Origin of the sequence: Acidithiobacillus sp. HP-11 (genome assembly GCF_015100075.1) — a bacterium.
GTDB lineage: Bacteria > Pseudomonadota > Gammaproteobacteria > Acidithiobacillales > Acidithiobacillaceae > Acidithiobacillus > Acidithiobacillus thiooxidans.
Genome location: NZ_JACKYY010000030.1, coordinates 1 through 13,232 on the forward strand (window position 1 = coordinate 1; position 13,232 = coordinate 13,232).

At 50.3% G+C, this 13,232-nt stretch carries 12 protein-coding genes and 2 pseudogenes; 5 read left to right on the forward strand and 9 right to left on the reverse strand.

All coding sequences use genetic code 11. From position 1 onward, the window contains the following. Nucleotides 1-174 precede the first annotated feature (174 nt). Nucleotides 175-333 (reverse strand): annotated as a pseudogene (locus tag H7F08_RS09705) (DUF2442 domain-containing protein); the annotation flags it as partial. A gap of 92 nt (nt 334-425) precedes the next feature. Further along, the gene (locus tag H7F08_RS09710; protein ID WP_193640447.1) at nt 426-1,598 is read right to left on the reverse strand and encodes a hypothetical protein; all 1,173 of its coding nucleotides are present in this window, start codon (nt 1,596-1,598) and stop codon (nt 426-428) included. A gap of 58 nt (nt 1,599-1,656) precedes the next feature. Here H7F08_RS09710 and H7F08_RS09715 point away from each other — a divergent pair. From H7F08_RS09715 to H7F08_RS09725, 3 genes and pseudogenes are all read left to right on the forward strand, one after another. Then, a pseudogene (locus tag H7F08_RS09715) lies at nt 1,657-2,007 on the forward strand (phage integrase N-terminal SAM-like domain-containing protein); the annotation flags it as partial. 120 nt (nt 2,008-2,127) lie between these two features. Then, on the forward strand, nt 2,128-2,367 hold the full coding sequence (locus tag H7F08_RS09720) for a type II toxin-antitoxin system ParD family antitoxin (protein ID WP_193640448.1): 240 nt from the start codon (nt 2,128-2,130) through the stop codon (nt 2,365-2,367). Next, complete coding sequence (locus tag H7F08_RS09725) at nt 2,367-2,681, forward strand: type II toxin-antitoxin system RelE/ParE family toxin (RefSeq protein ID WP_193640449.1); 315 nt, start codon at nt 2,367-2,369, stop codon at nt 2,679-2,681. The genes H7F08_RS09720 and H7F08_RS09725 overlap by 1 nt, the downstream gene beginning before the upstream one ends. Here H7F08_RS09725 and H7F08_RS09730 read toward each other — a convergent pair. From H7F08_RS09730 to H7F08_RS09755, 6 genes are all read right to left on the reverse strand, one after another. Beyond that, nucleotides 2,678-3,985, reverse strand: a complete 1,308-nt coding sequence (locus tag H7F08_RS09730) for an ATP-binding protein (protein WP_193640450.1) — start codon at nt 3,983-3,985, stop codon at nt 2,678-2,680. The genes H7F08_RS09725 and H7F08_RS09730 overlap by 4 nt on opposite strands. Beyond that, on the reverse strand, nt 3,982-4,644 hold the full coding sequence (locus H7F08_RS09735) for a response regulator transcription factor (RefSeq protein ID WP_193640451.1): 663 nt from the start codon (nt 4,642-4,644) through the stop codon (nt 3,982-3,984). Before H7F08_RS09735 ends, H7F08_RS09730 begins: the two co-directional genes overlap by 4 nt. Nucleotides 4,645-4,722: 78 nt before the next feature. Next, entirely contained in the window at nt 4,723-5,034 is a 312-nt protein-coding gene (locus H7F08_RS09740; protein ID WP_065958093.1) for a PepSY domain-containing protein, read from the reverse strand. Between the two features lie 91 nt (nt 5,035-5,125). Further along, a complete protein-coding gene (locus H7F08_RS09745) occupies nt 5,126-5,707 on the reverse strand; it encodes a cytochrome b/b6 domain-containing protein (protein ID WP_010642168.1) in 582 nt (193 codons plus the stop codon). Nucleotides 5,708-5,811: 104 nt separating this feature from the next. Further along, a complete protein-coding gene (locus tag H7F08_RS09750; RefSeq protein WP_193640452.1) occupies nt 5,812-6,888 on the reverse strand; it encodes a YncE family protein in 1,077 nt (358 codons plus the stop codon). 82 nt (nt 6,889-6,970) lie between these two features. After that, nucleotides 6,971-9,313, reverse strand: coding sequence for a TonB-dependent receptor (locus H7F08_RS09755; RefSeq protein ID WP_193640453.1), 2,343 nt, complete (start codon nt 9,311-9,313; stop codon nt 6,971-6,973). Nucleotides 9,314-9,628: 315 nt separating this feature from the next. On the opposite strand from H7F08_RS09755, the gene H7F08_RS09760 reads away from it, so the two are divergent. Next, a complete protein-coding gene (locus H7F08_RS09760; protein ID WP_193640454.1) occupies nt 9,629-10,453 on the forward strand; it encodes a winged helix-turn-helix domain-containing protein in 825 nt (274 codons plus the stop codon). 83 nt (nt 10,454-10,536) lie between these two features. Then, nucleotides 10,537-12,162 (forward strand): multicopper oxidase family protein, encoded by a 1,626-nt coding sequence (locus tag H7F08_RS09765; protein ID WP_226986199.1) that lies wholly within the window; start codon nt 10,537-10,539, stop codon nt 12,160-12,162. Nucleotides 12,163-12,172: 10 nt separating this feature from the next. On the opposite strand, the gene H7F08_RS09770 is transcribed toward H7F08_RS09765, so the two are convergent. Next, nucleotides 12,173-13,114, reverse strand: coding sequence for a hypothetical protein (locus tag H7F08_RS09770; RefSeq protein WP_010642176.1), 942 nt, complete (start codon nt 13,112-13,114; stop codon nt 12,173-12,175). Nucleotides 13,115-13,232 lie beyond the last annotated feature (118 nt).

Here is a 13,232-nt window from a genome sequence, read left to right on the forward strand (position 1 = left end):
ATCCCACCTGCTATTACGGTATTCTTTTCCACGGCGTACTCCTTATGTTGCTCTTTGAGTCGGAAACCCTTTGTAGCAACAGTACGCCACCTCATTCAAGCCAGTTGTAACGCGCCCGTACACCACTTTCGAGCATAGCTCCTTGGCGACTAATGGGAACGAAGCTGGATTGCGGATAGATTCAACTGCAAGGTCAACATCAAGCAAGGGCCAATAAAGATGAGCAGAAGATTGCCGTTCAATCGTGGTGATTTGCTCAACTGTGGCTTGTTTGAACCACGGGAACTCGGCATAGGAAACAAAAAGCTCGTCCTTGTCCAGGAGCAGCCAGATGCCCTTGTTTGATAATGCATTTTTTTGCCTTCATGCCAGCGTTTGATGCGCGAGAACATGAAGACCTCTAACGTTTGAGTTAGGTTTCACCGCTAGTAGAGCGTAATGACCCTGAGAGTTTTGCTTGCCGGAAGGTACTCAAGCGCGACTGTCATTCGTGCAGGGTATCCGTCGACTCGATCGACCTCAACCATCAAGTTGAACTTCATTACGTCATGCTCATCGAGGTACATGAGGTTGTAGAGGTAACTGGCCATGATTTTTGATTCAATCAGCGATGCGATGTAGTCGCGATCTGCGTCAGCAAGACCAGCTTTGGCCAGCTTGCCAAGCTTCTCGTTGATCAGGTATCCATGCTTGGCTTCCTCCAAGATGACGCTGAAATCGCCAAGACTGGAAACTTCATCGGAGATGGCGTTCAGTGCCATCTCCGAGTCAACTGCGAACGCGCCAAAGACAGGGCGTTCGATTTTGTATGACAGGAAGATTCCGAAGTAGACCTCTTGCAGACTTGCGACCTTGTAGCCAAAATCTTCAAGTGGATAGAGAGTGATATTTATGTTCTCGGCATTGGATCGGTCACCTTCATGCCCGAGGATGAGAGTTCTGTTCTTTTTGAGGAACAGGTTTGCCATACTAAGAGAAAGATAGGCCTTTGCCCGTGATGCGAAGGATGTTGGAATATGACCAAGGTACGCTGGGAAGGCCGCCAACTTCTCATGAAGCTGTGACAGGGTGGTGGAGGACAGATTGTTGATGTACACGCCGTAGAGAAGCGTGGAATGCCTGAATGTAAAGGAACGCGCCAAGATCATAGATTCTTGGAGAATCTCAACTATCAAGTCTTGATCATCACCTAGAAGATCACCGACGAGCACGCTTTGCGTTGTGCGTGGATCCAGAAGAGGAAGCACTTGCTTGAGCACTTCTCTTCCATACATACCAGACTCAATCTCCGTGGAGTCGAAAATGAAAGCTGCTTCGTGCCGATCTGCGCTTGGCACCAGCGCCGAACGCAGATCCGAGTATTGAATGCCCTTTGACGCAAGAATCTTGACCACATCTCCTTGCAGCCGCAGGATCTCCTTTCGCATTTGCGGCGCCGCGATCCCGAGATGATCGCGGAACACTTCGAGCATGATGTGGTCGCGCGAATTGAGAGTGAGGATTGGCTGCATTTCAGACAAGTGAAAGCTAACGTAATTCAAATTCTGAAATACTACCACCAAAGAATTGTCTAATACAATATTAGTAGTAATCAACATGCTGTATATTCATGATATTTCCCATTGCGCAATAATTTAACAGCCTAAAATTTTCCAGATGAAAAACACCCGACCAGATCCCAGCAACCCGCCCAAGCTTCTGGATCAGCTGCGCGCCCGCATCCGGACGATGCATTACAGTATCCGCACTGAAGAAGTTTATACCGATTGGGTGCGGCGTTTTATTTTGTTCCATCGGAAGCGCCATCCCCAAAATATGGGGGTCGCTGAGGTGGAGGCTTTTCTGAGTTACCTCGCCAATGAGCGTCACGTTTCGTCATCCACTCAAAATCAGGCCAAGGCAGCTCTGCTTTTTTTGTACAAGCAGGTGCTGAATATAGATCTGCCTAGGTTGGAAAACATTACCAATGCCAAGCCTTCGCAGCATCTGCCCGTAGTGCTTACACCTATTGGATTGGCTTTTGGCTTCGATGTACGAGCTGTGCGGAGTTGTGAGGCGGCGGGATTGACTTGTTAAGCGCCTACTGCAATATTTACCAATTATTGGTATTTTCTGGAGATTACCACAATGTCTAAAAACACCAGTGTTAGCTTGGGAAACCATTTCGATCAGTTTATTGCTGCCCAACTTTCTAGGGGCCGTTATGGCTCTGCGACAGAGGTGGTGCGAGCCGGTTTGCGTCTGCTTGAGAATGAAGAACAGAAACTGGAAGCGCTGCGCCAGTTGATTGCAGAAGGTCGAGCCAGCGGAACGGCTGCATACAGCTACGAAACTTTTATGGCTGAACTCGATAATGAATTGAGCTAATGGGCGTATTTGCCCTTACCCTTGCGGCTAAAAACGATTTGCGTGGAATTGCTCGATTCACAGAGAAACGCTGGGGAAGGGCACAACGCCTGCATTACCTGAAAGGCTTGGATGAAACTTTCAAAATACTGGCCGATTCGCCAAGACTTGGGAATCCCTGTGATTATATCGAACCTGACCTGCGTAAACATCCTTTTCAGAGTCACGTCGTTTTTTACAACTGCCGCTCCGAAGAGGAGATTCAAGTGATTCGTGTTCTTCATAAAAATATGGATACTCAGTATAGAATGCTGCTGCGTCATAGCGAAACTTAGCCAGCTTTTTGACGGTAGATGAAATGCAACCCGGCGTGATCTGTCCGTGCTTGCAGGATAATTTCCCCGCCCATTTGTTCGGCGATACTGCGCACGATGCTCAGGCCCAAACCACTGCCGTCTCCTGCTGAACCGGGAAGCCGGTAAAAAGGATCAAATACGCGTTCTGAGGCCTCGGGCGGAATCCCCGGACCACTGTCCAGCACTTCCAGTAGTACATCATTCCCTTCGCTGCGCACCCGCACGGTCACTTCGGAATGGTCCGGGCTGTAGCGCAGGGCATTATCCACAGCGTTGCGCAACAGGCTGTAAAAGGCAGCAAAACTACCCTGCACGCGCAAAGCTTGTTCGGCGTCCATGCCAAAATCTATTTTTTTCAGCTCCGCCAGAGGATAAAGATCTTCCACAACCTGACGGGCTACGGCGGTCAGATCAACCGGTTCTATCGTGGAAACGACACTCTGCTGCCTGGCAAAACCCAACAACTGATCCAACAAATGACGGGTCCGTTCCAAACCATCCTGTAGAGGCAGCAAACGTTTTCGACTTTCCTCAAGAGAATCAGCCCGCTGCAGATTTTGCACCTGGAGCGACAAGGCCGTTAAAGGTGTGCGTAATTCATGGGCGGCATCGGCAATAAAACGCCGCTCCTTAGCCAACAACTGCCGAATCCTTTCGAGCAGGCGATTCAGGGATTGTATAAACGGGACAATCTCCTCGGGTACCTGCTCCACAGAAAGCGGCGTGGGTCGGTCGGCATTCTGCTGATCCACGGCCTCGGCCAAAGCATGGATCGGTCTCAGACTGCGGCGAACAATAATCCGTGCGAATATCACCAACAACGGAATCAGAATCAACAAGGGCAACAGGGTCCAACGCGCGCTGGCAAAAGCTGCATCACTGCGCAGATCGGTAGATTGTGCCACGGCCAGCGCCTTATCTGGTCCCAGACGCCGTACAAAAACCCGCCAATCCTGATCTTTGACAGCAACCGTGTGAAATCCCTGTGATAATTGCGGGGGCAGTTGCAAAGGAGTATCCAGCTTCCCACAATTTGATAAACATAACGGTTCAACGACGATACGCGCGTCCGGATCAATATCCACATGTCGTTGATCATAGCGGTAAGCATTCTGCCAGACCTGAGGAGGGACCAGTGCAGCAATCTGCTGCAAGGAAGCATCCTGATATTCCTGGGCTTCATTCAGGGATAAAAAGAAAGCGGCCAAACCGGCCAGCAAACCTGTACAGATAATGGCAATACCCAAGCCAATGGACAATTGCCGCTGCAAGGATTTTTTCATAATGGACGCGAAACCATCCAGCCCGCACCACGCACGTTTTTGATGACCTCCGCACCGAGTTTCTTGCGCAAAGCATGTATCAGGAAATCAATGCTGTTACTTTCTATTTCTTCGCCCCACCCATAGAGCCGTTCTTCCAGTTGTGCCCGGCTCAGTATCGCACCGGGGCGTAATAATAAAGCCTGCAGCAAGGCGAATTCCCGACGGCTCAGCAGCACACTGACTTCGCCAAGCTGCGCGATATGGGTACTTAAATCAAGCTGCAGGGATCCGCTGCTGAGCACCGGCGACCTCTGTCCACCCTGACGACGGATAATGGCACGCAAGCGCGCCAACAATTCATCCATGGCAAAAGGTTTGACCAGATAATCATCCGCCCCCAGGTCCAAACCCTCAATCCGGTCTGATAGGGCATCCCGGGCAGAAATAATAATGATCGGCAGATCACTACCCATTGCCCGCACCCGCTGCAGCACCGTACAACCATCCAGTTTGGGCAAGCCCAAATCCAGAAGAATGGCCTGATATTCCTGATTGGTAATGGCTTGCAGGGCCGTTTCACCATCACGCGTCCAATCCACAGCATAAGCGGCATCCCGCAGCGCAACAGAGATGGCTTCACCTATCATTCGGTCGTCTTCGACCAGCAGAATACGCATTTTGAGTGTCACCCCCCACAAACACAGACAAAACCCGCTCGAAAGAGCGGGTCAGCACCGATTAAAAACTATAAGGCCTTAATCCGCATGGTCACCCTCAACGGAGTTCTCCAGAATGGCACCGGTCATGGCATCAACACCGACTTCATGACTGACATGCCCTTTTTTGATCACGAAAGAATATCGTAAGCCACTGCCGCCTTTTTCTTTCTCCAGCTCCTGATCGGTGATGTTACCGGGATAAGTCCGTAAAGCCGTTGCGCGTGCCTGGGCGATACTGATCTTCGCTTTACCAGCCAACTCCTGGCCGGTAAAAGCATAAGCACCAAAAGCAGACAGCAATAACACCCCGCCCACAATACCGCCCACCAACCGTATAGATATTTTCATGATTTTGCTCCTGTTACCTGCGTTAAATGATGGAGGGATCCCATTGATTCCCTCCGTTTACGCACTATACCGCCCCGGTATTAGCCCAGAATTAGGGAATAAATATTCGCAAAATCCGTGGGGTACGCGACGCATGCAGCAGAGCCATGGCAATATGACCCCACCAGTAAGCCCATACCAGATTGGCAATCAGGGAATGGATGGCATGGGGAATGCCATAAGCATCGCCGGGCTTGACGCCGCCAGCCGCATAAATCATCACAAACATCACCACCCCCGAAGCCCCCATGGCGGAAATGGCCAGAAGACCCAAACCATGGACCAGGCCCGGCAATCCGCCACGCATACCCGCCGGGGGGAAAATACCGCGTGTCGCACCCTGAATATCTTTACCAATACGCTGCAGATAAACCCCATGATAGGGAAACAGATGGGCACGTAATTGAGCGTTCCCGGCAACAACCAGCCAGAACAGGATGATCACCAGGGTGCTGGCCATCCCCACCCACATATGGGATACAAACAGAAAGTGCCGAAACGCTGAAATACCTACATGTTTCCAGATGGCTTTCATGTCCAGCTCGCTCATCAACTGAAAGGTGATGAACAGCGCCAAAAATATATGCAGCCACTTGACACTGCGTGGCCAGGGTAAGCTATCTGATCCGTGCATCGATGAAACCCTTTTTATAAAATGTCCGGTTGCTTGGTTAAAAAACGACCTGCTTATGGCAAGTCGTGAATTATAGCTATGAGTAGCAACCGGAAGTCTATCCCTCAATCATGGACAGGCTGATACACATAAACCGCATGCGCCTCGCCCACATAAACAAAAATCTTGTGGTTACCGGGGTCTACCGCTCCAGTATGGGTCTTGCCATAACCGGTAGAGACAAAAGTAACCGGCTTCATGGTTCGGGCATTATAGACATTGAAGCCTTTGGCATTACTTTCAAAGGCATAAACCAAATGATAGGCCGGATCATAGGCAACCTGATCAATACCGGCCCGCGCAGGCAACTGCTTGAGCACTTTCAAATTGCCCGCATTAAAGACAAAAATCCGGGAACCCGTAGTGCCCACCCAAAGTGTATGGTTTTCCGGATCAACAATTTGTCCCTTGGTATCAGGATGATGCTTTGTCGCTGAGACCGGAAAGTAAGGAGCAACATTGGTCTTGTCTTCAATTTGCCCGTTCAGCAAATTGATTTTTTCTTCCCAGGAATCATCCGGCATGTACAACAAATGCCGGGCACTGAGCAACACACCCAGATCAGGACCATGACCAGTTTCCGGATACAAGGAAATTTTCCCGACAAATTTGGGTGCTTTTCCCAAGGTATAAACATCAATCCAGTTACTGTCATCCATGGCCACATAAAGGCGTCCCAATTTCTGGTCCACCCAGATGCCATCAGCACCAGAACCTACCGTATCAAAGACATTAACCACCTTCCAGTCAGCCTTATTGACAACAAAAATTCTGGACTTTTTTTCAGGTACAGTATTATTGCCCGCGCCCGCCGAATGCTCCAGTTTATTGGATGTCCAATAAACGTATTGATGGTCAAAAGCCATACCATATGGACGGACAAGACCGTCACGAACCACCTTGACGAGTGCGTTCGTATCCGCATTGATGACCACGCCACCGGCATCGGTCTTTCCCATGGATACATAAACACAATGATTGGAAGGATCATAACTGACTGCATCGCCACCTTGATCCGTGGTCGGCAATGGAATAACTTTGATCAGTTTGAATGTGCTTGTTCCGGCATTGGCAACCCCCAAAAATAGCAAAAAAATGGTCATTACCGAAAGCACATATCTGGCTAGTGCGGTTTTTTTCATGTGAAAAATTTCCCTCAAATTACGTCCGAACAAGATCATTAAGCGAGGATGAAGAAATTTCCATCCCCGCTGTGCAGAGGTTTTAGAAGTCAGCAGAAATACTTCCATAGACGGTAAACGGGGCTCCGGGGAGAGCCAGCACCTGTCCTTGTGAATTTCCACCGAGCAAACCACCGGAAGTAACGTACTCAAACGGATTATAATGATTGTTGGTCACATTCAGCATATCCAGGTTGAGCTTCACGTCTTTCAGCAGAGGTACCGATCCATGGGTGGGAATTACGCTTTCCAGCCCGAGGTTCAGCGTGTCATAGGCGGGAATTTTCTGACTGCTGGGCATAACCGTATTGTTATTCCACATATTCTGGGCACCGGTATAGGTGTACCAGATGCTGGGCGACATCAGGATACCATCCAGAAAATAGCGATATTTGGCACCAATGTTAAACGTGCTTTCGGGAACATTGGATACCGGCAAGCCCTGATAACTGACGCCACCCGTCGTATAGTGTGCAAAAGTGGCTTTCTCGAAATTCAGGTTGGCAAAAACATGCACATTATAGAGGGGATCATCTTCCAGAGCGATGTTTACACCCTGGTAAATGGAGTCACCATCAGCGTCCCCCAGATAATTTCCATTAGCATCATAGGCAGCAACAAACTGGTTGCTGAAATGCAGATGATAAAAACTGAACATGGCGAAGAAATGGTGCAGATAATCCGCATCATTAAAATGCAATTTTATGCCGGCATTATAATCCGCACTATGTTCAAGGTTATACACCGGCCGGATACTCTGGTAGAGACCGCCACCACCGCCAACCTGCGGTTCTTTGTAGGCCTGGGCATAACTTGCAAATACCGCCAACCACTGCAGCGGCTTCCAGTTGAAATCCACCGAGGGTTCCACCTTGGTAAAGCTTTTATTGGAAGCAGGCAGCTTGCCCTGATTGGTGCCTGTCGCTCCGGGAATATCTGCCCCCTGTGTGTATTGGGTCTGATAATTGATAAAGCGCACCCCCGGAGTAATATGCAGATTATGCATGGGACTGATGCGATCCTGCACAAATGCCGCCAAATCTGTCTGGCTAAAAATATCATTCCGATAGGAATGATTGGGGAGCGCAAGAGAACCACCATCCGCCGGATTATAAAAAGCGTTTTTGGTATTATATTGGCTGTTCAGAAAGAAGCCGCCGAAGCTGACATCATTATAGGGAAGCTTGGCGGAAATCCATAGCTTGTCCCCGTACACGCTGTCATGAGGATTGTTGTATTCATAGAGATTGCTGGGATTACTCAAGCCGTAATTATTATAATGCTGATGCAAGCGATGGCCGTAGCGATACCAGATCATATTGTGCAAAGCAAAGGTTTTGTCCAGCTTCTGATTCAGCTTGCTGTAAATCAGCCAGGTCGTATTGCTGTCATCCTTGTTCCAGATATCAAAAGGAATGGATGAATAAAACCCGGTAGTTTTCTGGCTATATAATGGTCCCGTTGCGGCACCGGTATAAGTGACGCCGGCAATAGGGTTGACCGGAACCGGAACCGGACGGTATCCGGAACCCTTGGCCAGATAGGCCCCCAATGAAAAATCACCATCCGTATAGGTTTTTTTGGTTTTCAGAAACCAGGCATAATTGTAACTCGGATTCGCGAATCCATCGGGGCTTTGCCGGTAACTGTTACTGGATCCTGCGCCACCCGCCATAATGGTTGACCATCCGTCTATGCTGCCGGTACGGACATTGAACACAATATTCTTGGAATTATAGCTTCCATAGGTCATCTTGATGCTGGCGCCCGGCTGTGCCGTTGGCTGCAAAGGGACAAAGGCGATTTGGCCGCCAATATTGTTATACCAGCGATTCACCGGATTACCCGGCCCGTAGGTGATACCAATTCCCTGTAAAATTCCCGTTTGTGGGACTTGCGGACTTTCCCAAAGACCAGTGGATGGATTGACCATGGGAACGCCATCAAAAGTCACCGAGAGGTTACCGGCATCTATGACACTCCCGCCAAAACCACCCCAGCCCTGACTGATTCCATTGACACTGATGGATGTTTTGGTGGAGCCGGTATTTCCGTATCCCGTCACATTTACGCCTGGTGCGTAGGCTAATGCCTGAGCACTGCCGCCCACCGGTCCTGCAGCTGCAATTTGTTGTTTACCCAATACCTTTATGGACTGACCGGAGTCAAAACGGTGTTTCTGGGTTAATGAATGTACTCCTCTGCTACCCAGAAAGGATTGAGAAGCAGCGGCCGCATTGACCTCTCCCACATTCACCGCTGCGTTGTCCTGACTGCTTACCGTGGCAGCAGTGATGGTATCTGCCATGACACTGGTAGCCGTCAACAACACACCACCAGCCACGAGGGCCAACACCAAAGGACGTAATGATACGGATTTACTCATGATTTTGTTTCTCCCTGTTTTATGTAGGCGTTAAGGACTGAGTCAGCCCTTGGTTTTGCAGCCGCACAATCTATCAGGGGAATATGTCAAACAGATGACAATTTGATGACGATATTATGACCATTTTCATCATGCACACCCGGAAGAACACCTTAAAAAATGTCCTTATCATGACGAATGGTTCCCGCATCTTTTCAGAAGCAAGCCGGGGAGAGCAGATTGTCATAATAATGTCACATTACCAAGCTACCATGTATGGATTCAAAAAGTGTGCACACACCGACTGGTTTATCTGAACATTGCAGGACCATACACATGTTTTTACCCTCTATAATCCCCTTCATTTCCGCTCATCTGCACTGGATTGTGGTGGAAGGACTGGCCTGGCTACATATGCCCACAACAAAAAGAATGTTCAAAAGTGATCCGGATATTGTCGTGTTATCCCCGCAAAGAGATCAACATGAATCCAGACTGTTGCAAAGCATAAATCTTCATACCGCTTATATAGTTCAGACGGTAACATCCGCTCTGGATTGCGAAAAACTGCTGAATCATTCAAACAGGCCCGTCCTCATCACCAATGGCTGGAATGATGAAATCAGGGAGTTACTGCTGGTCTTGCAAAAAAATTATGGATCAGATCTGCCATTTTTAGTCATGGCCGAGGCGCACAATGCGCTTTTGGGCAGCCTTGCCGAAGATGCCATTCACTCCGGAGCCCAGACTTTTATTCCCTGGAGCCTGGGTACGGCGCCTCTCCTGGCCTATCTGCACAGGTTGCTGGAACCGGTTCCATCATCAGACTGCAGCGCAGCAGAGCGGATCGAATCCACGCACATATCGATCAATCATAAGGCGCGGATAGTCAGCGTCGATGATCAAAAAGTTTATCTCCCCAGAAACCTGTACAACCTCTTCTGTTGCATGGCCCAGAATCCCGGCGAAGCATTGTCTTATCAGCAACTTACACAAGCACTGAAAAATGGCAAAAAAGTATTTATTGCCCCTAACACGCTGGTCGTAAAAATATATCGGCTCAGACGCCTGTTTGAACATACCGGTTTACATCACTGGATGGAAACCGTTCCGGGATTCGGGTATCGCTATAGCGGCCCCAAAATACACATCATGGATTAGCAAGATCGGCAGAGTGTTGACCCTCAAGCCAACTCCAATGTTATGGTTCCACGGTCAATCATACCCACCAGGGAACTCCTGCCATGAGCAAACTTGCCAGCGCCAAACCATCCTCTGCGCTTCACATTTCCCGGCGTCAGTTTCTGACTTATGGTGCCGGCACTGCAGCGCTCCTTTCTCTGCCGTCTGCCGTGGCCATGAATATGAGTGGCATGAATATGGCCGGAGTGCATGGCAAATCCTCGCCATTACCCAAGCCGGTGTTTTCCGGCGCACTACCCATTCCGCCGTTATATACGGGAGTCATGGGGCGCGACAAGGTTCGGGAATTTCACTTGCACATGGCAGATGGTCATTCCGTTTTGAGTGATGGTCTCAAAACGGCCACCTGGGGTTATAACGGCGCTGTTTTAGGACCCGCCCTGCGCATCCCCAGAGGACAGCAGCTGCGGCTGTATGTGCACAATCACCTTGATCAGAGCACAACCACCCACTGGCATGGCGCGCACGTGCCCGGAACCATGGATGGTGGTCCGCAAAGCCTCATCCTGCCAGGAAAAACATGGACCTACGGCTATACGATTGATCAGCCCGAAGCCACCCTCTGGTATCATCCTCACCCTGCCGGCAGAACCGGACCGCATGTATACGGGGGGCTGGCGGGTCTGTATTTGGTGGAGGACGGCACTGATCGGCGACTGGGTCTCCCCCACCATTGGGGGATAGATGACATTCCGGTTATCGTGCAGGACCGTCTGCTCGATGCGCAGGGCAAACTGGTTTATATGCCTCAGGCCATGGACGTCATGGGGATGAAGGGTAACCGCTTTCTCATCAATGGTCGCGAATCTCCCGTTCTGCATGTTCCGGCACAGTGGGTCAGATTACGCCTGCTCAATGCCTCCAATGCCCGCCTTTACAATTTTGCCCTGAGTGGAGATCGGGCTTTTTATGTCATTGCCAGTGATGCCGGCTATCTCGAAGCGCCGGTGAAGGTGCAGAGATTACTTCTGGCACCGGCTGAACGCGCCGAAATCCTTCTCGATTTGCGCTCACTTGCAGGGAATGCATTGGCGTTACGCAGCGATTCTGCGGCGGTGGTTTCCGAATTGAGCCTGCATCCCATGGACAGTGACCATTTTGATCGCAGCAATTTTGATCTACTGGAAATTCATGTCGGTTCTGCCACAGGCCCAGCTGGACGCTTGCCCGATCACCTGGTAAGCATCCCCACCCTGCAAACGGATGCGCCGTCGCGCCGTTTCGAGCTCAGGGGCATGCCTATGGACAAAATGTCTCTCGCCCAAAGGGCTCTGGAGAACGCTCTGCACAACGGTCCGGCGCAAATGTCCATGGGGATCGGTCGCCAACCGCTGTTTTCCATCAATAATCAGTACATGAATATGCAGGTCATCAATCAGCGTCTGCGCCTGGGAAGCACGGAAATCTGGGAGGTCTACAACGATGCGGAGATGGCCCACACTTTTCATGTTCATGGCACTTCGTTTCAGATACTGTCCCGCAATGGCAAGGCGCCCCCTGCTTATGAAACAGGCTGGAAAGACACCTTGCTGATCCGGCGTGCTGAAACCATACGTTTTATTGCCCACTATGGGCAGCCCGCTCCCGACGACTTCCCCTATATGTACCATTGCCACATGCTGGAACACGAGGACAATGGCATGATGGGGCAGTTTACCGTGAGCTGATCAGGCGGCTTCAGGCATCGCCGTCGCCCCTGCGCTGGGCACGGGGAGTGAAATAAACCCAGGCCGCCAGGAACAGGAAGGCAATGATATAAATGTTGGTGGTGCCCAGCACATCGCCTTTATTGGCCGTGCTGCCGGGCAGATAAGGCGCTCCCCATCCCTCGGCTGTTGTCCACACCCCGAAACTGTAGGCAATACCCACAGGAATAATCCAGCGCAGACCCCGTCCGATGAGCAGAAAAAAAGCGATGATACTTTCCATGATGGCGGCGACGTAGCCGAAAAGTACCGGTCCTGCCAGGTTGATCACGGCAATCACGAAGGAAATGTAAGCAGCAATCCAGACGGGCTCTCCTGGAAGTGCCTGCTGCAGATAAGTCACGGCATTGTGCAGAAAATAGGGCTGCCACTTCCAGAATGCATCAAAAGCCCAAAGCAGACCGAAAAGAATCCGGGCAGTGTGCATGGCCGGGGCATACAAAGGCTTATGCGGCACCTTGCTCAAACTCAGACCTTCCCAGCTTCGGGACCAGATCACATAAACAAAGCACAGGGCATAGATAATCGCCGTGCCCGGATCTGTGGCCCCTTGGGTATAGGGTCCGCCAAATCCACCCACCGTACTCCAGAGCCAGAGGTTATACAGCACCCCTACCCCGGCCAGAAATGGCAAGCCCAGCCCGGTGATCAGGGCAACCGCCAGAATGGCATCCAGCCCTACCGTTCCATAAGCCACAGACTGTGGCCCTATGTGCTGCACCAGATTCGCCATCCAATGTCCATACTGGATGATCCAGTCAGGCTGTCCACTCACCCAGTCCGCATTAAAACTCCCCAGAAAGTGGGCTGCATAGGCTGGATTAAACTGTAACCAAGTGTTGATCAGCCAGACCAGGCCAAAAACGATACGAACAACGCCGAAAGCCAAGCGGCGTTTATGTTCCATGGACATTGAGGATTTCATAGTATCTCGGAATAGGACCATTAAGAGAGAGTTTATTGTATACATATTCTCCAAAAGGTCAAAAAATGACTTATTATGAAATATCCTCCTTTCCGCTCTTATCCGC